The organism is Leekyejoonella antrihumi, assembly GCF_007845645.1.
GTDB classification, from domain to species: domain Bacteria; phylum Actinomycetota; class Actinomycetes; order Actinomycetales; family Dermatophilaceae; genus Leekyejoonella; species Leekyejoonella antrihumi.
Window position 1 is genome coordinate 45,256 of the sequence record NZ_VCQV01000015.1, and the last position, 20,443, is coordinate 65,698.

The following is a 20,443-nucleotide window of genomic DNA, read 5'->3' on the forward strand; positions in this document are numbered from 1 at the left end:
TATAGCTGCGGGATACAGGCCACGTAAGACAAAGCAAGCTCGAACACCCGCACGCGCCGACGAGCGGCGGTGCGCCCTGCCCATATGACGATCGGGTTACGGAACTGTGCGGAGGTCGGCGCTGAACACGAGGGCATCGCCGCCAGGCCCTCGCCTTCGACGTCTTGGATCGTCAGACCGCAGTCCCCGATGAGCGTGCCGTCGGCGAGTTCGATGAACTATGCTCGCGGGCGTGATCGACAGCTTCCTTGATCGAACGCTCGGCGTCCGACCGCAAAAGGACCGCACGTCGAAGCTCCGCGAACGCAGCCGGATCTCGCTCGTCCGCGGCAGATGGCTCGTAGTTCTCGAATCGCTTGGCCAGTTCGTCGGCATGGTCGAGGATCTCTTGGACCGAACGCGGCATGATCATCACCTCAGGAACTTCTCGCGCGCTCTCCGCAATGATCGGATCGCCGGGCACCCTTACAAGCTACCTTGTGACCGTGGTCGAGCAACCCGACGCGGAGCACCTCGAACGTCACTCGGCGTCGAGCTCGTCAAGGTGGCCGAGGAGTCCTCGGTCGACTCGTGAATCTCCACGCGGTCGGCAGCGACGTGCTCGTCGACCTCACCCACCGCAAGGGGAACCCTCGGTTCGAGCGGTCGTCCGCACGCCGGTGGTCTCCCTTACGGTCTGCTACGTGGTGCGCAAAACGGTGAAGCTCCTACTTGTCGACTCCGAGCAGCGCCTACTTCTGGTGTGTGGGCGAGATCCGGAAACGGGCATGTGTCGCTGGTACCCGGTGGGTGGCGGCATCGAGTCCGACGTGTCCTCGGCGCGGGCCGCGAGTCGCGAGGCATGGGAGGAGACCGGTTTCGAAGGGCTGACCAACGGCACCACGTGTGGACGCGCGAGGCGACGTACACCTACGCCGGCCAGACCATTGACGTGCACGAAACCTGGCTGCACTACCTTGATCGACCACTTCGAGCCCGCCCCGACAAGGCTCACCGAGTACGAGAAGAAGAGCATTGTCGACTTTCGCTGGTGGGCCGCAGACGAGTTGCGAGCGACGCACGAGTCGGTCTTCCCGCCGACCTCGGCGACCACTCGGGGTCAGCTGCCCGATCCGGTGAAGTTGCCAGAAGGCTCTGCCTGCCGGCTCAGCCGGCGAGAAACGAGAAGCGCACGGTGCGAACCGGGTTGTCGACGTTCAGGTCGACGAGGCAGACGCTCTGCCAGGTGCCGAGCGCCATGCGCCCATCGACGACGGGGATCGTTGCATGGGGGGCCAGCAACGCCGGCATCACGTGCGTGCGGCCATGGCCGGCACTCCCATGATGATGCTTCCAGCGGTTGTCGGCAGGCAGCAGGTCACCGAGCGCGGCCAGCAGGTCATCGTCGCTGCCCGCGCCGGTCTCGATGATCGCGATGCCGGCCGTGGCGTGCGGCACGAAGAGATTCAGCAGGCCGTCCGCCCCGTCCGGGATCATCTCCTGACAGTCGGAGGTCAGGTCCAGCACAACCTCCCGGTCGCCGGTGCGAAAGTCACGAGTCTGTGTCTGCATACGGCCCATGCTCGCACTTCGGCGCCCGAGCGTCGGCCTCACTCACGCGTCTCTCGGGGAGCGCGACGACGGTTCAGCACGATCTCGGCCGCGCCACCGAGCACCAGACCCCAGAAGGCCGAGCCGACTCCGAGAAGGGTGAGCCCGGATGCCGTGGCCAAGAAGGTGATCAGGGCCGGTTCACACCGCGTGGTGTCGGCCAGGCTGGCGCCCAGGGAGCCGATCAGCGCGCCGAGCAGAGCCAGGCCGGCCACCGTGGCAATCAGTCCGGGCGGCAGGTCCGTGAACACTGCGGTCAGCACCGAGGCGAACGTCCCCACCAGGATGTAGAACACGCCGCACGCGACTCCGGCGACGTAGCGGCGGCGCGGGTCGGGGTGCGCGGTCGGGCCGGAGCAGATCGCTGCGGTGATCGACGACAGGTTCAGCCCGTGTGACCCGAACGGGGCGAACACCAGCGAGGCGACCCCGGTCGCCGTGATGAGCCGACGGTCGTCGCAGTCGTAGCCGAACGACCGGGAGACGGCGACGCCAGCCGCGTTCTGCGCCGTCATGGTGACGATGAACAGTGGCAGCCCGATGCCGATCACCGCCGACAGCGAGAAGGCCGGAGTCGTCCAGTGCGGCTGCGCCAGGCCCACGGCCAGGCCCGCGGTGTGCAACCGGCCGGCCAGCACCGCGGCGAGCACCCCGCACGCCAGGGCAAGGGGCACCGACCATCGGTCGCTGATCCGCTTGCCCACCAGGTAGCCGAGCACCGCGGCGCCCGGGACGACCAGGTGACCGCCGCTGCCGGAGACCGCGTCGATGCAGAACGGCAGCAGGATGCCGGCCAGCATCGCGGACACCAGTGGCGCCGGGATCGCCCGCATCAGCCGTCCGAACCATCCGCTGATGCCGACGAACACCACCGCAAGAGCCGAGACGAGGTAGGCGCCGATCACCGTGGCATAGGAGAAGTGGTCGATGCTGGTGACCAGTAGCGCGGAGCCCGGCGTGGACCAGGCCGCGATGGCCGGAGTGCGGGTCCACAGGCTGAGCCCCAGGCACAGCACCCCGCTGCCGACACCGATCGCCCACAACCACGACGTGGTCTGGGCCGCGGTGAGATGACCCGCCGACGCGGCCTGCAGAATGATCACCGAAGGTCCGGCAAAGGCCACCACGACGGCGATGAGACCGGCCAGCCAGGCCGACACCGACATGTCGTGGAGCAGTGCGGTCAGCAGCCCGCGTCGATCCGCATCGCGCGGACCGGGATCGGCGGCGCCCGGTAGCGGTGCGCCCGTCTCGACGATAGCGCTACTCTGATCTGTCATGAGCAACGATAGCAGCGTAGGTCGGGTTGTTCGCGAGCTGCGCTCGCTCGCTGAGACGGGGTCGCCGGGTGACCAGCTGCCCAGCACCCGCAGCCTGGTCACCAGGCTCCAGGTCAGTCCGGTGACCGTGTCCCAGGCGACCGCCTCGCTGGTCGCCGCCGGAGTGCTGACGAGCGTGCCGGGTCGGGGCGTCTTCATCGCACCCCGCAGCACCCGACATACACATGACTTTGCCTGGCAGAGTGTGACACTCGGATCACAGATGCTCGATGTCCAACCCATCCGCGCCCTCCAGACCGATGCCGACCCGTCGGTGCGCAACCTGAACTCCGGCTACATCAGCGCAGACCTGCAGCCTCGGCGGGAGCTCATGGCGGCCGCCACGCGGGCCCTGCGTCGCCCCTCCGGGTGGAGCACGGCACCACCGGAAGGGATCCATGAGCTGCGGCAGCTCTTTGCCGCCGACCTCGGCACCGATACTGCCGACGTGCTCATCACCCCCGGGACGCAGGCGGCCCTCAACTCGGCCTTCCGGTCCCTCGCGTCGCCCGGCCAGACGGTGCTGCTGGAGGAGCCCACCTACCCCGGCGCCATCGTGGCGGCACGGGCCGCCGGGCTGCAGATCACCCCGGTCCCCACCGATCGGGACGGGCTGCGACCCGCACTGCTGCGCAGCGCGCTGGCCGCCACCGGCGCGCGGGTCGTGCTGACCCAGCCGGCCTTCGCCAACCCCACCGGGCACACCCTCGCGGCGACCCGCCGAGCCGAAGTGCTCGACGCAGTAGCCGCAGCTGGAGCGTTCCTCATCGAGGACGACTGGGCGCGCGACCTCGCACTGGACGCCCCCGCTCCCCCACCGCTGTTTCGCGACGACCGGGACGGTCATGTCATCTATCTGCGCTCACTGACCAAGTCGGCCTCACCGAGTATGCGGGTGGGGGCCGTCGCGGCCCGCGGCCCGGTGCGGGAGCGTCTGGTCGACTCCCGGCTGGCCGAAGACCTGTTCGTGCCACGGCCCCTGCAGGAGATCGCGATCGAGCTGCTCAGCTCACCCGCCTGGCCCCGGCACCTGCGGCGCCTGCACGCCCAGCTGCGCGGGCGACGTGACGCCCTGGTCTCCGCCCTGCACCAACAGGTGCCACAGATCACGGTTGACTCTGTGCCACAGGGCGGTTCGCATCTTTGGGCACGCGTGGCCACCAGCCTCTCCGAGACCGAGCTGGTCGCCGCAGCGCACGCCGCCGGCATGGTCATCGGACCCGGCACCCAGTTCCACACCGGCGAGGTCGCCGGCCTTCAGCTGCGACTGAGCTTCGGCGCCGCGCCGCAGGACGAGCTGCGGGCCGGAGCCGGGCTGCTCGCGCGGCTTCTCGCCGACGGTTGATCCGGCCGGCCGCTATGGGGTGTCGGAGTGGGTCGCCTGCTGCACGCCTCGACCCTCGGTGGTCTCGCTGTCGTCCCACCAGAGATGCGGGGTTCCGGACACCCGCACCCGCACGGTGTCATCGACCCGACAGGTGGCCGCTTCGGCTCCGGTGACCTGCGCGATCAGGGCGGTCCCGTCGTCGAGAGTGGCCAGGTCGAGCAGGGTGGTGCCGCCGTGGAACCGGACGCGAGTGACCCGTGCGGGCACACCCGTGGTCGACCGCGCCGAGACCAGCAGCTGTTCGGGACGGATCAGGATCGTGCACGTGCCGTCCGAGCGCGACGCGCAGCCGTCGGCCGGCGGGAGCACGCCCAGGGCACAGTCGATCCCGACCGGGCACCACCGGCCGGGCAGCAGATTCGCCAGGCCCAGGGACGCCGCGGCGCGGGGGGACCGGGGCCGGTCATACAACTGTCGCGGGGCGCGATGGGCGAGCACCTGGCCGTCCTCGATCATCGCGACGCGGTCCGCCGCCGACATGGCCTCGTCCTGATCGTGGGTCACCAGCAGCGTGGTGGTGCCCGACTCGGCCAGGATGCGCATAACGTCCAGCCGCACCGTCTCGCGCAGCTGTGCGTCCAGCGACCCGAATGGCTCGTCCAACAACACGATTCGTGGCTCAATGGCAAGTGCGCGAGCCACCGCGACCCGCTGCTGCTGGCCGCCGGAGAGCTGGTGCGGGTAGCGATGTCCGAGCCCCGTCAATCCGACGGTGCACAACAACGACTCGACCGTATGCCGCTGCTTGCGGGCCAGCCCGAAGCCCACGTTGGCGGCGACGCTCAGATGCGGGAAGAGCGCCGCATCCTGGGGGACATAGCCCACCCCACGATGTTGCGGGCGCACCCGCCGGGTGCCGTCGTCGACCACCACGTCCCCGAGGGTGACCACACCGGCATCCGCCGGCTCGAAGCCCGCGATGATGCGCAGCAGGGTGGTCTTGCCGCTGCCGGACGCACCGAGCAGCGCGGTGATCTCGCCATCGGGCACGGACAGGTCCACGTCGCGCAGGACCGGAACCTCATACGCCTTGGACACGCCCCGGAGCTGGATCGAGCTCATGCCGGGCCCCCTTGGACTGCCGCGTTGTCGCGATCGAACCAGAGTCCGAGCAGGGCACCGGGCACGACCGCGATCACCACGATCGCCAGGGCGTAGGGCGCGGCTGCGCTGTAGGCCACCTCACTCTGAAAGGCCCAGAACTGCGTGGCGAGGGTGCTGACCCCGATCGGGGCGAGCACCAGGGTGGCGGTGAGCTCGGTGATTGCAGTGAGGAATACCAGGCAGAAGCCGGCCAGCAACCCGGGCGCCATGAGCGGCAGCGTGACACGCAGGAACGCCGCGACCGGGTGCCGCCCCAAAGAGGTGGCCATGTCGTAGAGGCGGGCGGGTGCGGCCGCAGTGGCACCCTTGATGCAGGCCAGCGCCAGAGGGAAGTGCAAGATCGCGTAGGCCGCCACCAGCAGCGGGCCGCTCTGGTAGAGGCTGTACAGGTATCGGGTCGCCAGGAACACCAGGCTGAGCGCGACGACAACGCCGGGGACCGCCTGCGTGACGAAGCAGGATCGGTCGATGAGAGTCCGCACACTGCTGCGTCGGCGAAACGTCAGCAGTGCCACCGGCAGTGCGGCAGCCACCGCGACGGCGGCGCCCAGAGCGCTGTAGCTGACCGACGCCCAGGTGGCCTGGCCGAGCGTGGCGGCGGCGGGCAACGTGGTGTGCTGGCCCCGCTGGATCCAGTAGATCAGGGTCGCGACCGGCAGGGCCACGCCGAGGCCCACGGGCACCACGAGCCCGGCCATGACCGCAAGGATGCGCGGCGACCAGTGCCCGCGCGGCGGCGGGTAGCGGACGGAACGAGTGGCCGAGACCTGCCGGCGAAGCAGCAACGCCTCCGCGGCCAGCACGAGCAGCCCGATCAGCACCAGCGGGATCGACAGCGCGCCCGCCGAGGCCGGATCGATCTGGAACTCGGTGAAGATCTCGGTGGTGAAGGTGGAGAAGCGCAGCACCTCGAAGGCGCCGTACTCGGAGATGACCGTGAGCACCACGAGCACCGAGCCCGCCGTGGCCGCGACGCGGATCTGCGGCAGGCTGATGCGCCAGAACGTCTTCAGCCGCCCCGCGGCGAGCCCGCGGGCAGTGTCCTCCAGGACCGGGTCGCTGCGCCGCAGCGCGGCGGCCACCGGCAGGTATACCAGCGGATAGGTGCCCAGGGTCATGACGGCGGCGGACCCGAGGAGCGGGTTCAGCCCCGGCCACAGCGTGTGCCAGGTGTATCCGACCACGAAGTCCGGCATCGCAATCGGCAGCACCAGCAGCACGGTCCACAGCCGCCGCAACGGGAGCGCGCATCGCTGTGTGGCCCACGCGCTGGCGATGCCGAGCGCACCGGCCGCCACGACCACCACGGCCATCAGCTCGACGGTGTGCCACAGCAGGATCGCCGACCGGGCCCGGAACAGCACCGTCGAGATCTCCCGCCACCCCGCGGAGTTCGCATCCAGCCCGACCAGCACGAGCGGTAGCAGCATCAACAGCGCGACGCCCGCACCGATGGCGAGGACGACGCGGCTGGAGACCGAACCGCCGGTGCGGTTCGGCCCGGTGGTGGTGCGGGCGCGGGTCAGTGTGCTCAGAGCAGACCCGCCTGCTGCATCAGGGTCTTGGCGTTCAGGCCGGTGCCGAGGTCGGCCGGGTCGAACGCGTTCGGCCGGTAGGAGGTCAGCGGAGGCAGCTTGGGATTCGCCGCCACGCCCGCCTTCAGCGGATATTCGAAGCCGTCCCCGTGGGCGAGCACACTCTGCCCGGCGCTGCTCGTCATGAACTGCACGAACTTCTGGGCGGCGGCCTGGTGCTTGCTGGACTTCAAGATGGCCACGCCGGAGATCGCCTTGACGTAGCCGGGGTCGCCGGCGGTGAAGTAGGCGAGCTTCGCGTGGACCTTGCCCGCCCCGAGCTCGGCTTGCAACCGGTAGAAGTAGTAGTGGTTGATGACCGCGAAGTCCGTGGTCCCCCGACTGACGTCGCTGGTCAGGGTCTCGTTGTCGGGGATGTTGTCGTTGCCGCCGACGTTGGCCTTCATGCCCTTCAGCCAGGTCAGCGCGGCGGGGTTGCCCTTGGCCTTGGCGACCGAGCTCACCAGCGGCCAGAAGTCGGTCTCGGACGGCGCCAGCTCGAACTTGCCGCGATACTTCGGGTCGGCCAGGTCCAGGATCGACGTCGGCAGCTGCGCGGCGCTGATCTTGCTCGGGTTGTAGACCAGTGCGCTGATCCGGGCGGATACGCCTACCCAGTCACCGTTGGCGGCGCTGTCCCGGCGCGGCACCGCCTGCAGCGTGGCCGGTTTGACCTTGGCGAGCAGACCCTTGGTGTTCAGCTGTTGCAGCCAGTTGGAGTTCTCGGTGTAGAAGAGGTCCGCCGGTGACCGGCCGCCCTCCTGCTCCAGCTGGGCGGTCAGGACGTCCTCGGAGTCGTTGACCACTCGCACCTTGATGCCGGTCGCCTTGGTGAACGCCGCGGTGATCGCATCCGTGGTCTGCTGGTGCTGGGCGTTGTAGAGCGTGAGAGTCTGCCCGCCGCTGCCGGAGCCGGAGCCGGCGGATGATCCGCAGGCGGCGACCGAGCCGGCGATCAGTGCTGTTGCGCCGACCAGCAGCGTCGCGCGTCGGACCGACGTGTTCCCCATCATGCAGACCTTCCCTACCGTCTCCGCGAGTGTTAGGTAAGGCTTGCCTACAAATATGAACGTAACCTGAGAACTCCCGGCCGGACGTGCTGGGATGCCGGCTTCGTCGCTCAGTGGGCGAAGTGGCGGGTGCCGGTGAAGTACATCGTCAGGCCGGCGCTCTGCGCCGCGTCGATGACCGTCTGGTCGCGCAGCGAGCCACCGGGCGCCACGACGGCCTGGACTCCGGCGTCGATCAGCACCTGCAGGCCGTCGGGGAATGGGAAGAATGCATCGGACGCGGCCACCGCACCCTTCGCCCGCTCCTCCCCCGCCCGGTTGACGGCCAGGTGTGAGGAGTCGACCCGGTTGACCTGCCCCATACCGACGCCGACCGAGGCGCCGCCCTTGGCGAGCAGGATGGCGTTGGACTTCACCGCGCGCACCGCGCGCCAGGCGAACTGCAGGTCGCGCAACGTCGCATCGTCGGCGGACTCACCCGACACCAGTCGCCAGTTGACGGCGTCGTCACCACCGGTCACCGCGCCGTCCTTGTCCGTGACGACCGCATCGACCTTGTCGCGGGTCTGCATCAGCATGCCGCCCGAGATCGGCCGGATCTCAACAGGATCCGCGGCCATGGCATCCTCGGGGCTGAGCTTGAGCAGGCGGATGTTCTTCTTGCCCTTGAGCGTCTCGAGAGCGTCGGGCTCGAAGTCGGGAGCCACGACGACCTCGGTGAGGATGTCCTTGACGACCTCCGCCATAGCCTGCGTGACCGGGCGGTTGGCCGCGATGATTCCGCCGAACGCGGACAGCGGGTCACAGGCGTGCGCCTTGACGTGTGCGTCAGCAACATCCGAACCCACCGCAATGCCACACGGATTCGCGTGCTTCACGACGGCCACTGTCGGCTGGTCGCCATGGTCGTAGGCCGCGCGCACGGCAGCATCGGTGTCGACGTAGTTGTTGTAGGACATCGCCTTGCCGTGCAGCTGCTCGGCGGAGGCGACACCACCGCGCCAGTGGCGATAGAGCGCGGCCTGCTGGTGCGGGTTCTCCCCATAGCGCAGGGTCGCCGCCTTCTCGAACGTCGCGCCCGACCAGGCCGGGAAGCCGGTGCCGTCACCGGTGTCGACGTAGGTGTTGCCCATCCAGTTCGCCACGGCGTTGTCGTAGTCCGCGGTGTGCACGAACGCCTGAGCGGCCAGTCGCTTGCGCTGCTCGAGCGTGAATCCGCCGGCCGCCACGGCGGCCAGCACCTCGGCATACGCGCTGGGGCTGGTGACGATCGCCACGCTCGCGTGGTTCTTGGCGGCGGCGCGCACCATCGACGGGCCGCCGATGTCGATCTGCTCGATGCACTCGTCGGGCGTCGCGCCCGAGGCAACCGTCTCGCGGAAGGGGTAGAGGTTGGAGACGACCAGGTCGAACGGCTCGACGCCGAGGTCGGCGAGCTGGCGCACGTGGTCGGGGTTGCGGGTGTCGGCCAGGATGCCGGCGTGCACCTTGGGGTGCAGGGTCTTGACCCGGCCGTCGAGGCACTCGGGGAACCCGGTCAGGTCCTCCACCGTGGTGACCGGGATGCCGACACCCGCGATCAGCGCGGCCGAATTACCGGTCGACACGAGCTCGACACCGGCGGCGTGCAGACCCTCGGCCAGTTCGGCCAGCCCGGACTTGTCATACACGGAGACCAGGGCTCGTTTGATCGGACGCTGCTGCGAGGTGCTCGTGGGCATGCTCATCACTCCTTCAAAAGGTTTGATGAGGGCACCCAGGCGTTCGATGCGCTCGACTTCACTCCCTGGTGGTTGCCCACCTGCGCCAGTCGTGTGCGGCCAGATTACTGGCTGACCGGGCCACCCGCCAATCGGCGACCTACCCCCGCGCCTATGACCGCCGAGTTGTGCACATTTGGGCGGGGCAGAAGTCAGCGGTCGCCGATGCGCACCCGGCGGCCGCTGATCGTGAAGCCCTCGCGTGCCATCCGGCCGACGTAGTCGACCAGCTGGGGACGTTCGGCGGCCTTGATCCGCTCGGTCAGCGAATCCACAGTGTCGTCATCCTCGACCGGCACCGCGCACTGCGCGACGATCGCGCCGGTGTCGATGCCGTCATCCACCACAAACAGCGTTGCTCCGGCGATCTTCACGCCATAGGTGAGCGCGTCGCGGGGCCCGTGGATGCCGGCAAAGCTGGGCAGCAGCGCGTTGTGGCTGTTGAGATAGCGCCCGCCGAACGCCTGCAGGAATCGGGTGCCCACCAACTTGAGGAAGCCGGCGGACACGACCAGCGCCGGCGCGTAGGCCGACACCTGCTCCGTCAGCGCCGCATCCCAGGCCTCGCGCGTCTCGAAGTCGCGCACCCTGCTCACGAACGTCGGTATGCCGGCGCGTTCGGCGCGTTCCAGGCCCGCCACCCCGGGGCGGTCGGAGCCGACGGCCGCGATCGTGACGGCATACGCGGGGTCCCGGCTGGCGTCGATGAGGGCCTGCAGAAGGGTTCCGGACCCGGAGATGAGGACGACCACGGGCGTAGGCGTCGTCCTGAGCCCCGGGGCAGCTCCCGCTTGCGGGGCGGGGATGGATTGCGCATCAGTGCTCGGCACGCGCCACAGGCTAACCGATGCCGCTTCGCCGGGGCCGATCGCGGCGGCGGGAGTTCTGCGGCCGCCCCCGACGTTGTGCTCGATAGGTGGCGGCGCCCCAGGCCGACACCGACCCGCCTACGATGGATCGCGTCCCCATGCGAAGGAGCACCGTGCCAGAGCGTCCCACCGCACCCCCTGCGGTCATTCACTCGCGGCGATCGACCGGGTATGTGCTGCTGGGATTCCTGGCGACCTTCATGCCGATGCCGTTCAACATCGTCGCGATCGTGCCACTGGTTGCGGCGGTGGTCGAGTCGGTGCTGACACTGCGTGCGATGCGCGAGGCCAAGGCACCGCGAGCCACCAGGCAGTGGACCGGCGTGAGCCTGGCGGTCACCGTCATGCTGATCGCCATGGTCGGTGTGCCCTATCTCTTCTGGGGTGCGACCAGCAGCTATCAGAAGTGCATGGATGGCGCGAACACCAACATCGCGCAGGCATCCTGCAAGAACAGCTTCGCGGACACGAACCTCCTGCACTCCTACCTCGGCGGCAGCTGACCGACCCCTCCCTCACCGAGAGGTCAGTAAGGACACCCGAGGGGTCACTAATAACCATCGAACGGTCAGTTGTGCACCCCTCGACTGCTATATGTGACTTCTCGACGGCTATTACTGACTTCTCGCGGGTTGTTTGTGACTTCTCGCGGGGTGTGTGGGGTCAGCGGCGGGTGCGGAGCCAGTGCGCACCGGCCGCCGTCACCGTGGCGCCGAGCACCAACTCCACCGCGAGCAGCGGCACCACCATCAGCGAGGGCCCGAAGTGCTGCAGCGCGCCGGGACTGACACTCGCGGTCGACAGCCAGATCAGCACGACGAGTCCCAGCGTTGCCAGGCCCGCGGCACTTGCGGCAGTCGACACCTTCGCCTTCATCGGCGCCAGCATCGTATGCCGTGCCCCGGCTCGCCAGCCGATCCCGGCTCCCAGCAGCACCGGCAGCAGCGGAGCCGCGCCCATCCAGGACGGCAGCGCCCCCACCGAGGGCACGGCGCCGAGCACGGGAAGCATCGGCAGCGTGCCCGCATGCACCGCGCCGCTCGAGATGCTTACTGCACCCAGGTGGACACCGGCGCCGGTGAGCCACGACCCGGCATACAGGGCCAGGTTGGGCAGCATCGCGAGCTGCGCCAGCGACAGGACGACGGTGCCGACCAGGCCGGCGCCGAGCTCGGAGCCGACCGTCTCGATGCGACCGAGGTGGAAGAGCACCAGCAGGAGCACCAGCAGCGTGCCGAGCGCGAGGAACCCGAGGATCCCCTCGCCGGCCGGTCGCAGTGCCCGTGTCAGGGTCGAGGGAAGCCGCTCCGACAGGGTTGCCACGGAGTCCGTGAGCGGCCGGTCGTCGTCCGTGTCGTCGTCATCGTCGACCCGTTCGCTGCGCCAGGTCGCCCACAGCACACCGGCCCCGCCGATCAGGACCGCGCCCGGGATCACCGTGAGGGCATGCGGATGCATCGGGCCACTCGAGGCGAGCACGGCGAGCGCGACGCCGGCCACGACATACCCCAGCACGAAGGCGACTGCAGGCTCCCACCACCTGCGTGGCCGCTCCTCCAGCCCACCCAGGTAGGCAGTGAGGGCACCCGCGGACAGCCGAGCCAGGTAGGCGGCGAGCAGCGTCAGCAGCAACGGCGCCAGGACCACATGGGTGATGCCGTCGCCCTGCACGGCCAGTGAGCCGCGATGCACCATGCCCCAGGCAGCGGCGGCAAAGGCCAGGTTGTCCATCCAACCGACGCTGCTGTGCGGGTCGACGACCCAGGCCACCAGGGAAAGCAGCAGCAGCACGAGCGCCATCGCGAGCGCACCGATCACGCCGTAGCCTGCGGACACTCCGAGCGGACGCCAGTCGGGTGGTTCGGCATCGGGCCCGACGACGGTGTTGCGGGTGCGCTCCAAAAGACTCATGAGGCCCCCATCGTCCCGTGTCCACCGCCCGAATTCCGGGCGGCGCGCCGTGGTGCGAGCAAGACCACAGTCGAGATCGCACCTCGGCGGCGACTGCGCAGCCGAAGAACCCGAACCGAACCTGGGCATCCTGGGTAGAATCCCCGCAGGCTCAGTCGCGGAACGGTTTCGGCTGATCGGGGCAGATCCAGGACGCCATCGCCACTTCGGGGGGATTCATGACGCGCACCACGTTCGGTCCGGGACGAGAACGGCTGCTCTGCAACGGCCGCCCCATCGCGCCGGTTGCTGTGGCGGACACCGCCCGCACCCGTCGCAAGGGGCTGCTCGGCACATCAGGGATCGCCGGTGCGCTGTGGCTGACCCGGTGCCCCTCGGTGCACATGATGGGTATGCGGTACCCGATCGACGCCGCTGTGGTCGACAAGTCCGGCACGGTGCTGATGCTGTGCACCCTGCGGCCCTGGGTCGGCCTCACTCGCCCCAGGCTCCGGGCCAATGCCACAATCGAGGCGGCCGCCGGGTCGTTCGCACAGTGGGGCGTGCGACCGGGCGACACCCTGTCAGTTGCCAGCTGATGACCGCATACGTGACCGCCGCCTGCTGCGCGGTGCTCGCGATCGGCGCAGCCGTGCTGCTCCGACGGTGGTTGCTCACCCATGGCTACCGCTACGAGGACGAGGCCGGCACGCCTGCGCGACGACACCGCTGGGTGCTCGCGGCCCTGCCGATCGGTGCCTTCGTCGTCACCCTGGAGCTCGGCTTCCGCTGGCCCGAGATCCTGGCCGTGGCGTATGCCGTGGCGCTCGTTCCGCTGACCGCTCTCGCGGCGATCGACATGGACGTCCACCGGCTGCCGGACATCCTGACCTACCCACTGGTCCCGCTCGCGCTGGTAGTCGCGCTCGTCGCGACGCTGTCGACCGGCGACTGGTCCGCCCTGCTTCGAGCCGCGCTCGGCGGTCTTGCGCTCTGCGCTGCCTACTTCATCCTGCTGCTGATATCGCGCGGGGCGGCTGGCCTCGGGCTCGGCGATGTCAAGCTCGCAGCAGGCACCGGCATCCTGCTGGGCTGGTTCTCGTGGTACGCGGTCTTCGGCGGCACGGTGGCCGCCTTCCTGCTCTCCGGCGTATGGGCGGCCGGGCTGCTGATCACGCGCCGCGCCACCCGGCACAGCTACATCGCGTTCGGACCGTTCATGGTTGCGGGCACGGTGCTGGTCCTTCTTGCCAGTTGACCCAAGTGGGCGCGAGCCTCCGCACCGCCATCGTCGGACGAGACGGGCTATGATCTGCCTGAGGTCGGGGCGGGGCTGATCCCGGCGCAGGAGGACAGGATGAGGCAGCGGGGGCCAACAGCGTGAACCAGCAGCAGAGTGTGCTCGGCATCCTTGCGCCCCGCGGGCCGGGCGCCGCCACCCCCTCCGACCTCGGTGTTCCCGTCGCGTTCATCGACCCGTCCGGTCCGTTGTGGACCAACGAGTTCTTCCGCAGCAACGCCGGCGTCCGCAGCGCGATCCTCTTCATCCCCTCCGAAGGTCACAATCCGCTGATCGGTCAGGGAACCCAGCTGGATGAGCTGCTGCCGGAGCCGAGTCCTTCGGTGGCCGTGGTGACGCTGCCCACCCATGTCACCGGGGTCCTCGCGGCCATTCGAGACTCATCACAGCTGCTGCCACAACGCGCCCGGTTCGTCGCACAGGTCCGGCAGCACGCTCGTCGGTCGTATGCCGGGGCCTGGGTCAAGCGGGTCGGACACCTCTCGCATCCCGCCCCGTCGGTGATCCAGCACCTGGCTTCCTGGTCGCCGATCACCGGCGGCAAGTTCGCCACGCTCACTCCGGCATCGGCAGTGTCATCGATGCCTGCATCGCCAACGACCCCCGTGGAGAAAACAACGGTTCGCGTCCTCCGCACCTCCGCGACAGTGCCGCCTCCCGTGCAGGGCAAGCTGACCGCCGCCTACTCCCCGACGCATCAGGAGATCCTGGCGGCTGGCCACAGCCTGCGCGCCCGCTGGGGCACGGAGGCAAGCATCGAGTACGTCATGACCCCCGATCCACGCGGGATGCGCCTGCCCGCACCGGACGGGCACTGCGGCACGTGTGGCGACCCGGTCTGGCAGGCCTGCCCCTTCTGTCACCTGCGTGGTGCGGTCCAGGAGGCGCCCGAGACGGGGCCAGAGGATGCCACGGCCTGACGCTTGTGGAGGGTCCAGCCGATCAGCGCGAGGGTCAGGCTCGCGATGGTGGCGAAGAGTCCCAGCCCAACAATGATCAGCAGTCGACCTCGCGAGTCGTTGTATAGCAACCCTGCCCGGGCCGGCAGGTCACCGCACTGCACCCGGCCTCCTGGTTGCCAACCGCTGGGCAAGGACGCCACCGCCTCATACGTGCGGCCCTGGTAGGTGGTCGAGGTCCCGAAGAGCGAGGCCGGCAACGCCACTCCGTTGGAGGTGCAGCTGGGTGCCGAGGGCGGCAGTCCCTCGACCACGGCAGCGGGCAGCATCAGGTAGGTGTCGCCCGCGAACGGGCCGCTGGCATGCATGGCACCGGCGGGCAGGGTGAACCCCTGCGCGCTTGTCACGGCTGCCTCATGCGGGTGCGCTCGGACCAGTTTCACCCCGCCGACTGCGACGAACACGAAGAAGAAGGCGGCCGCGAGCAGAAAGAACCAATAATAGATGCCAAGTCTTGCAATCTGCTGTCGCGCTCCCATGTCCCTGCCGTTTCGTCGCCTAGCTGCATACACAGTGCTGTCGCGAGGTTACCCGGGGCGACCGCAGGTCCGGGGACACGCTGTCACCCCGGACCGGTCAGCAACCGGGCCAGCTGGCCCACTGGGCACCGTTCCAGTACTGACTATTCGTCGCCTTCAGACCGGATGTCGCATAGTCGCCGCTGGCTCCGAACTTGCCCAGGAACTTGCCGCCGAGGCTGAATCCGTACTCATTGCCCGCCTGGCTTTGGAAGTCCTGCCGAGTGTCGTATCCGTGGTCTCGCGCCGCCTGGACGAACTGTTCGGTGCTGTCGATGAGGTTCGGCGGCCCTGCCGGTGAGGTGTTGAAGACCTGCATCTTGTGTCCGCCCGCGGACGGGTCCTGCTTCGCGATGGGTGCCTGCATCTGGTTCCCTCCGGACGGATCCTGCTTCGCGATCGGTGCATACAGCATCGAGCCGCCGAGGTCGATGCCTTGAGACATCAGAAAGTTGTTTGCGACCGCCGCATCCGCACCATTCCTGATCGGCAGCTCGACGGTCGACTTGCGGTATGCGGAGTGATCTCCGGCTCCGGTGGCACTGGCATCGCCCGCGACCACCGTCTGCACCCGCACCGAGGTGATCTTTCCGGCGGTGTTGCGAACGACCTGGGTGAGGACCTGCGCCTGACCGCCGGCGCCCGCCTCCACGGTCTTCGCCGTGCTGCCGTTGCCGACCAGCTGTCCCTGCGCGGCGCCCGACACCGAGGCCTTGTAGTAGGTCACGGTCGATCCGTCCTTGTTTCGCTGATATCCGAGGCCGGCGGCGACCGAGGCGCTTGCGCTCGCACCCGAGGCGCCGGCCGTGGCACTGGCCGACCCGCCGGCCTGCACGCCTCCCTCCACATAGGTCGAGTCCGGTGTAGGCAGTGTGTACCGTTTGCCGATAAGGCCGAGAAACTTGTTCGTGGCCCAGTGCAACGGCCCTCCGCTGCCCACCGTTCCATCCACTGCAACTTTTTCGGTGAACGCGCGCATGAGCTTTCCGACGTCTGCCTGACTGTGGGCGATGTAGACGTTTCCGCCAGTGAAACTCGCCTCAATATTCAGGCCGGCTGCGGCACTTGCCCCGTACTTGTTGCCGTCATAGGTCGCCGTGACGTCGAAGCCGACACCTGGCTGCCACCCGACTCCCCCGGTCTCGCCGGTCGTTACGCGATAGGTTCCGTCGCTCAACTTCTCGATCAGCGCGGACTCCCCGCCGCTCAGGGTCACGACAAAGCTGGCGGAGACGGTCCCCTGCTGGTTCTGGGAACTCATCACGCACGGTTCCTTCGGCACGTGCGCCTGTGCCTGCGGCGAATAGTCGCAGGACCCCTGGCCGAGTGTCACGACCTCACAGATCGCCGTCTTGACCTCGGCCCCCAGACCCGAGCTTCCAACTGTCAGGGAGGCCGCCACAGCGAGCACGAGCAGCGCAGCCAGCGCGAGCATCCCCGTTGTCTCCAACGTCGCTGCTCCGCGCTCCCACGTGCTCCGCAGCGCTGCTCTCCGCCCGGACTTTGTAGCGTTCATGGCTCCCCCCAAGTGGGATCTCTTAGAGTTGAAAGATGAGTGAGGTGGAGCTCCAGCATTCCGTCGCACCCGAAATTGTGGGTGGGCCCAGAGTCCCCAACTTGGACCTATATCAATAAGATCCGCACATCACGCCCACAGGGCATTAGCCGACATAGCTCCCTGCCTGCTGCCGATGACCACGCAGACGCTCGGTGACACCGGACAGCAGGACAGCCGTGCCTGCCACCGTCAGCGCCACCCAGATGACCAGGTCGAGCACGGCGGTGATCATCCCCGGCGCCAACACCAACTGGGCCAGGTAGGCGCGCCCATCCCAGCTCGCCGGGTCGAGCAGGCACCCGACCGTCGCACCCGTCGCCACGGTCGGCAGGATCGAGTCGATGCCACTCGCCGTTGCCCGTCGTGCGGCCACCCATGCGGCAATGAGGAGTGACACAGTCACGAGAAGGCCGCGGAAGAGCACTGCCCGAGTCATCCCACCGGTAACGCCCGCGAGGACGCCCGCCCCGACGGCAGCAACGACGCCGCCACCGAGCGTCCACGCAGCCACCCGCCACGTGATGGTGAGGTCGAACCGCTTCATCTCATCTGCCCCTTCTGCGAAGAACTGGTGTCGCGCGCCACCCCATTCGAGCGGCATGTCCAGTGCTGCCTCTCGGCCATCATGGCCACCACCGGCCACGACCGATGGGCCTGCGCGCCTCCGCGAGGGCCCAAAAAAGCGGAGGCCCTAATGGGCCCATGTGCCCTGGTGGTCCGATACCGTATTGGCGACACTAGGCCGGAGCCGGACAACCACACGTGGTTGCTCACTCCGCGACAGGGTCCGGGCACACCGTGAGGGAGACGTAGTCCGCAGTGAACGACCAAGGGGAAACGATGGCTCATGCGCGCCCGTCTACTGACCTGCCTACCCGCCGACCTGACGCACGGGTTGGTTCGTGAATCCACGTCAGCGCCGCGGCATGCTCCTGCTGATCGTGGCCATCGTGGGCGGCATGGCCATCCTTTTCGGCGTCACCGCATACGTCTCGAGCGTAAACTCTCGGGTCGGCCCCGAGGTGACCGTTCTCAGGTTCAAGTCGAATCTGAAGGCCTATACGACGCTGTCCGCCGATGACTTCACCTCCACGGCGATCCCCAGGCGGTGGGCCGACCCACATGCCATCTCGGACCCCACGACCGTGACCGGACGCAAGCTTGCCGTCGCCACGAGCACGGGGTCCACCCTGACCGCCGGCATGCTTGTCCCTGCCTCAGACCAGGCACCGGACGAGCGCGACATCACGATCGAGGTCGACCCCGTGACCGGCATGGCGGGTGGCGTCCAGGCGGGTAACTCCGTTGATGTCTACGCCGTCTACGCCAAAATCCCCGGCCTGCCAGACCAGGTACGGGTGCTGGTCCGGAACGTCCCAGTGAAAGCAGTCGGGGGTGTACGCAGCAGCGGGAGCACGTCGTCGAGCGGCAACGGCGCGCAGCAGTTCGTGCCGATCACCCTCTCTCTCAACCCGAGCGACTCACTTGCCGTCACCTACGCTTCCGCATTCGCCCAAGAGCTGCGGGTGGTGCGCCTTCCGGCGGGCGTTCCCGACAATGGTTCCGGCAAGCAGGGGATCTACGACGCCAACCAACTTGGTGGCAAGGCAGTGCCGGAGGGACAGCAATGAGCTCACTTGTCGTGATCGGATGTGCCGACCAGACACTCGGATACGAGCTGCGCTCGCAGCTCGACGAGGTGGGCGACATCGAGATCGGCTACATCGCCGAAAGTACGATCGAGTTCTCCGAGGCGGTGCTGCGTCTTGACCCGGACGTTGCGATCCTGCACGACGCGCTCGGTCCACATGCTCCGATCGACCTGCTGCGCGACTTGTCATTGCGGCGGCCCGCAATGGCCACCCTGATCGTGTGCAGCGACACGTCGTCCGACGTGTTGGTTCCGTTGATGGAGGCCGGTGCTCGCGGGGTGCTGAGTCACCCCCTTGCCTTCGAAGAGGTCCGCACTCGCATCAAGGCAGCGATCGACTGGGCATCGGCCATGGAACGCATGGTCCGCAACACCCGCGACGACAGCTCGACCGGAGGCGCACGAATCATCTGCTTCACCGGCTCCAAGGGTGGCGTCGGGACGTCGACCATCGCGACGCATCTCGCGCTCGACGTGGTGCGCGAGGTTCCTGGGCATCGGGTGGCTCTCCTGGACCTGGACCTGGAGAAGGGCGACGTCTCGAGCTTGATCGACGTCCGTTACCGCACATCGATCGCTGACATCGCCAAGATCTCCGACGACCTGAGCATCCGCACTGTCACCGACGCTGTCGTCCCCCATGAGTCCGGCGTGCACCTTCTGCTCACGCCGCCGTCCGTGCAAGACGTGGAGTACATCACGCCGCACGCGGTCCGTGTCATCCTCACCTTCCTGCGTCAGGCCTACGACCTGGTGATTGTCGATGGCGGCTCGCACGTGACTCCCACGCAGGTCGCCGTGGTCGAGCTCGCCGACGAGGTGATCATCACCACGACGCCGGACGTGCTCTCGCTTCGTGGTGTCCGCAGAACACTGGACTCATGGCAGGACCTCGGCGTGCGCAAGCCGGAGATGAGTCGGGTCCTCGTGAACAATAGCAACAAGCAGAACACCATTCAGGCCGACGTTGTCCAGCGTCTCGCACAAGCGCCGGTGATCTCCATCGCGTTGCCGTCGTTGCATCGTCAGCTGGAAGCGGCCGTCAATTCCCGTGATCCGTTGTCGGTGCATGATCGCTCCTGGTGGAAGGCGCTGCGAGCGATCGGCAAAGAGATCGCCCTCGTTCAGGCACCGGCGCGCAAGGACATCGCCGCTCAAGCCATTACGGATGACATCACCTCGCGCAAGGGTAGGCGGAAGGCGCACCAAGTGCGACGGCACGGCCGCAAGAGCGCCAATTCAGAGTTGGGCCAGCTGACCATCGAACTCGTAGGGCTGCTCCCGGCCATATTCCTCGTGGCGGCCTTCATCTGGCAGATCGGTCTGGTCGGGATGACCTTCATGTGGGCCTCCTACGCCGCGGATGCGGCGGCACGGCAGGCATCAATCGGCAAGGCTCCCGGCCCCGCGGCCGAAGCCCGGGTGCCGTCGTACTTTCGCGACGGGATGAGCGTCGATCCGAGCTCGAGTGCACCGACGAGTGGTCGGGTCGACGTCAGCGTCAGGGTACCGGTTCTGGCCCCAGGCCTGCTGAACTCGCCATGGTCGGTGCGTATCGACCGGACGGTCGTCGTCGAGCCATGACCAGTTCCCGATTCGGCAAGATCGGCTCCCGTCGCAATCAGCGTGGCAGCGCGAGCATTGAGCTCGTCGGGCTGCTGCCCGTTGTCGTCGTGGTCGTGCTATTGGTCCTGCAGTTCATCGCTGCGGCCTATGTGTCCAACGTGACGACGACCGCGGCGCGAGCCGCCGCGCGCGCCTACTCGTTGGGCGAAAACCCAACTGCTGCGGTGGACCGCTCGCTGCCGTTCGGCCTTCGGGCCAAGGTGGTCACACTGTATGGACCGGATCACGGAGCGACGGTCGAGGTGACGGTGCCGCGCCTTGGACCACTTCCTGCGCCCACGGTCTCCGAGAGCGCGGTCATGCCGTGAGGGGCCATTTCTCGGATAGC

The 20,443-nt window shown here is 68.1% G+C and carries 20 protein-coding genes, 1 pseudogene and 1 riboswitch; of the genes and pseudogenes, 9 read left to right on the forward strand and 12 right to left on the reverse strand.

Going from position 1 to position 20,443, the window contains the following annotated elements:
- Window positions 1-172 precede the first annotated feature (172 nt).
- A complete protein-coding gene (locus tag FGL98_RS11880) occupies window positions 173-406 on the reverse strand; it encodes a hypothetical protein (protein WP_146316989.1) in 234 nt (77 codons plus the stop codon).
- A 37-nt stretch (window positions 407-443) separates the two neighbouring features.
- Here FGL98_RS11880 and FGL98_RS27110 point away from each other — a divergent pair.
- A pseudogene (locus FGL98_RS27110) lies at window positions 444-1,046 on the forward strand (NUDIX domain-containing protein); the annotation flags it as partial.
- A 100-nt stretch (window positions 1,047-1,146) separates the two neighbouring features.
- Here FGL98_RS27110 and FGL98_RS11890 read toward each other — a convergent pair.
- Window positions 1,147-1,551, reverse strand: a complete 405-nt coding sequence (locus FGL98_RS11890; protein ID WP_146316990.1) for a secondary thiamine-phosphate synthase enzyme YjbQ — start codon at window positions 1,549-1,551, stop codon at window positions 1,147-1,149.
- 38 nt (window positions 1,552-1,589) lie between these two features.
- The gene (locus tag FGL98_RS11895) at window positions 1,590-2,870 is read right to left on the reverse strand and encodes a benzoate/H(+) symporter BenE family transporter (RefSeq protein ID WP_146316991.1); all 1,281 of its coding nucleotides are present in this window, start codon (window positions 2,868-2,870) and stop codon (window positions 1,590-1,592) included.
- Between FGL98_RS11895 and FGL98_RS11900 the strand changes: the two genes are divergently transcribed.
- On the forward strand, window positions 2,869-4,254 hold the full coding sequence (locus tag FGL98_RS11900) for an aminotransferase-like domain-containing protein (RefSeq protein WP_146316992.1): 1,386 nt from the start codon (window positions 2,869-2,871) through the stop codon (window positions 4,252-4,254). The two genes, FGL98_RS11895 and FGL98_RS11900, sit on opposite strands and share 2 nt — an antisense overlap.
- A 12-nt stretch (window positions 4,255-4,266) precedes the next feature.
- On the opposite strand, the gene FGL98_RS11905 is transcribed toward FGL98_RS11900, so the two are convergent.
- The 5 genes from FGL98_RS11905 to purN all read right to left on the reverse strand — a co-directional run bounded on the left by FGL98_RS11905 (window position 4,267) and on the right by purN (window position 10,574).
- The gene (locus FGL98_RS11905; protein ID WP_146316993.1) at window positions 4,267-5,358 is read right to left on the reverse strand and encodes an ABC transporter ATP-binding protein; all 1,092 of its coding nucleotides are present in this window, start codon (window positions 5,356-5,358) and stop codon (window positions 4,267-4,269) included.
- Window positions 5,355-6,830 (reverse strand): ABC transporter permease, encoded by a 1,476-nt coding sequence (locus tag FGL98_RS11910; protein ID WP_146316994.1) that lies wholly within the window; start codon window positions 6,828-6,830, stop codon window positions 5,355-5,357. Before FGL98_RS11910 ends, FGL98_RS11905 begins: the two co-directional genes overlap by 4 nt.
- A 101-nt stretch (window positions 6,831-6,931) precedes the next feature.
- A complete protein-coding gene (locus FGL98_RS11915) occupies window positions 6,932-7,984 on the reverse strand; it encodes an extracellular solute-binding protein (protein WP_186526125.1) in 1,053 nt (350 codons plus the stop codon).
- Window positions 7,985-8,094: 110 nt separating this feature from the next.
- The gene (gene purH / locus FGL98_RS11920) at window positions 8,095-9,705 is read right to left on the reverse strand and encodes a bifunctional phosphoribosylaminoimidazolecarboxamide formyltransferase/IMP cyclohydrolase (protein WP_246136513.1); all 1,611 of its coding nucleotides are present in this window, start codon (window positions 9,703-9,705) and stop codon (window positions 8,095-8,097) included.
- 26 nt (window positions 9,706-9,731) lie between these two features.
- Window positions 9,732-9,808, reverse strand: a riboswitch (ZMP/ZTP riboswitch).
- A gap of 88 nt (window positions 9,809-9,896) precedes the next feature.
- Window positions 9,897-10,574 (reverse strand): phosphoribosylglycinamide formyltransferase, encoded by a 678-nt coding sequence (gene purN, locus FGL98_RS11925; RefSeq protein ID WP_342779972.1) that lies wholly within the window; start codon window positions 10,572-10,574, stop codon window positions 9,897-9,899.
- A gap of 152 nt (window positions 10,575-10,726) precedes the next feature.
- Here purN and FGL98_RS11930 point away from each other — a divergent pair, with 152 nt between their 5' ends.
- On the forward strand, window positions 10,727-11,116 hold the full coding sequence (locus FGL98_RS11930) for a hypothetical protein (RefSeq protein WP_146316997.1): 390 nt from the start codon (window positions 10,727-10,729) through the stop codon (window positions 11,114-11,116).
- 160 nt (window positions 11,117-11,276) lie between these two features.
- Here FGL98_RS11930 and FGL98_RS11935 read toward each other — a convergent pair whose 3' ends face one another.
- Window positions 11,277-12,524, reverse strand: coding sequence for a cell division protein PerM (locus tag FGL98_RS11935; protein WP_146316998.1), 1,248 nt, complete (start codon window positions 12,522-12,524; stop codon window positions 11,277-11,279).
- Window positions 12,525-12,742: 218 nt separating this feature from the next.
- On the opposite strand from FGL98_RS11935, the gene FGL98_RS11940 reads away from it, so the two are divergent.
- From FGL98_RS11940 to FGL98_RS11950, 3 genes are all read left to right on the forward strand, one after another.
- Window positions 12,743-13,102 carry a DUF192 domain-containing protein gene (locus FGL98_RS11940; RefSeq protein WP_146316999.1) on the forward strand — a complete coding sequence of 120 codons (360 nt, stop codon included), beginning with the start codon at window positions 12,743-12,745 and terminating at the stop codon, window positions 13,100-13,102.
- Window positions 13,102-13,761: a prepilin peptidase gene (locus FGL98_RS11945; RefSeq protein ID WP_146317000.1), complete on the forward strand. Its 660-nt coding sequence runs from the start codon at window positions 13,102-13,104 to the stop codon at window positions 13,759-13,761. The genes FGL98_RS11940 and FGL98_RS11945 overlap by 1 nt, the downstream gene beginning before the upstream one ends.
- A gap of 122 nt (window positions 13,762-13,883) precedes the next feature.
- Entirely contained in the window at window positions 13,884-14,723 is an 840-nt protein-coding gene (locus FGL98_RS11950) for a hypothetical protein (protein WP_146317001.1), read from the forward strand.
- Here the strand turns inward: FGL98_RS11950 and FGL98_RS11955 are convergent.
- The 3 genes from FGL98_RS11955 to FGL98_RS11965 form a co-directional block, all read right to left on the reverse strand.
- Entirely contained in the window at window positions 14,663-15,241 is a 579-nt protein-coding gene (locus FGL98_RS11955) for a hypothetical protein (RefSeq protein WP_146317002.1), read from the reverse strand. The two genes, FGL98_RS11950 and FGL98_RS11955, sit on opposite strands and share 61 nt — an antisense overlap.
- Window positions 15,242-15,338: 97 nt before the next feature.
- Window positions 15,339-16,796: a hypothetical protein gene (locus tag FGL98_RS11960; protein WP_146317003.1), complete on the reverse strand. Its 1,458-nt coding sequence runs from the start codon at window positions 16,794-16,796 to the stop codon at window positions 15,339-15,341.
- Between the two features lie 145 nt (window positions 16,797-16,941).
- Entirely contained in the window at window positions 16,942-17,382 is a 441-nt protein-coding gene (locus FGL98_RS11965; RefSeq protein ID WP_146317004.1) for a hypothetical protein, read from the reverse strand.
- Window positions 17,383-17,740: 358 nt separating this feature from the next.
- Here FGL98_RS11965 and cpaB point away from each other — a divergent pair, with 358 nt between their 5' ends.
- From cpaB to FGL98_RS11980, 3 genes are read left to right on the forward strand one after another with little or no spacing between them, the layout of a single operon-like run.
- Entirely contained in the window at window positions 17,741-18,469 is a 729-nt protein-coding gene (gene cpaB / locus FGL98_RS11970) for a Flp pilus assembly protein CpaB (protein WP_146317005.1), read from the forward strand.
- Window positions 18,466-20,073 (forward strand): CpaE/TadZ family protein, encoded by a 1,608-nt coding sequence (locus FGL98_RS11975; protein ID WP_146317006.1) that lies wholly within the window; start codon window positions 18,466-18,468, stop codon window positions 20,071-20,073. Before cpaB ends, FGL98_RS11975 begins: the two co-directional genes overlap by 4 nt.
- Window positions 20,070-20,423 carry a TadE/TadG family type IV pilus assembly protein gene (locus FGL98_RS11980; RefSeq protein WP_186526126.1) on the forward strand — a complete coding sequence of 118 codons (354 nt, stop codon included), beginning with the start codon at window positions 20,070-20,072 and terminating at the stop codon, window positions 20,421-20,423. Before FGL98_RS11975 ends, FGL98_RS11980 begins: the two co-directional genes overlap by 4 nt.
- The last annotated feature ends 20 nt before the right edge of the window (window positions 20,424-20,443 follow it).

Coding starts and splice junctions, on each gene's coding strand:
- FGL98_RS11905 (WP_146316993.1), bottom strand. CDS start 5,358: ATGAGCTCGATCCAGCTCCGGGGCGTGTCCAAGGCGTATGAGGTTCCG.
- FGL98_RS11965 (WP_146317004.1), bottom strand. CDS start 17,382: ATGAAGCGGTTCGACCTCACCATCACGTGGCGGGTGGCTGCGTGGACG.
- FGL98_RS11890 (WP_146316990.1), bottom strand. CDS start 1,551: ATGCAGACACAGACTCGTGACTTTCGCACCGGCGACCGGGAGGTTGTG.
- FGL98_RS11880 (WP_146316989.1), bottom strand. CDS start 406: ATGCCGCGTTCGGTCCAAGAGATCCTCGACCATGCCGACGAACTGGCC.
- FGL98_RS11955 (WP_146317002.1), bottom strand. CDS start 15,241: ATGGGAGCGCGACAGCAGATTGCAAGACTTGGCATCTATTATTGGTTC.
- FGL98_RS11940 (WP_146316999.1), top strand. CDS start 12,743: ATGACGCGCACCACGTTCGGTCCGGGACGAGAACGGCTGCTCTGCAAC.
- FGL98_RS11915 (WP_186526125.1), bottom strand. CDS start 7,984: ATGGGGAACACGTCGGTCCGACGCGCGACGCTGCTGGTCGGCGCAACA.
- FGL98_RS11900 (WP_146316992.1), top strand. CDS start 2,869: ATGAGCAACGATAGCAGCGTAGGTCGGGTTGTTCGCGAGCTGCGCTCG.
- FGL98_RS11910 (WP_146316994.1), bottom strand. CDS start 6,830: ATGCTGCTACCGCTCGTGCTGGTCGGGCTGGATGCGAACTCCGCGGGG.
- FGL98_RS11945 (WP_146317000.1), top strand. CDS start 13,102: ATGACCGCATACGTGACCGCCGCCTGCTGCGCGGTGCTCGCGATCGGC.
- FGL98_RS11895 (WP_146316991.1), bottom strand. CDS start 2,870: ATGACAGATCAGAGTAGCGCTATCGTCGAGACGGGCGCACCGCTACCG.
- FGL98_RS11960 (WP_146317003.1), bottom strand. CDS start 16,796: ATGAACGCTACAAAGTCCGGGCGGAGAGCAGCGCTGCGGAGCACGTGG.
- purH (WP_246136513.1), bottom strand. CDS start 9,705: ATGCCCACGAGCACCTCGCAGCAGCGTCCGATCAAACGAGCCCTGGTC.
- FGL98_RS11980 (WP_186526126.1), top strand. CDS start 20,070: ATGACCAGTTCCCGATTCGGCAAGATCGGCTCCCGTCGCAATCAGCGT.
- FGL98_RS11975 (WP_146317006.1), top strand. CDS start 18,466: ATGAGCTCACTTGTCGTGATCGGATGTGCCGACCAGACACTCGGATAC.
- FGL98_RS11935 (WP_146316998.1), bottom strand. CDS start 12,524: ATGAGTCTTTTGGAGCGCACCCGCAACACCGTCGTCGGGCCCGATGCC.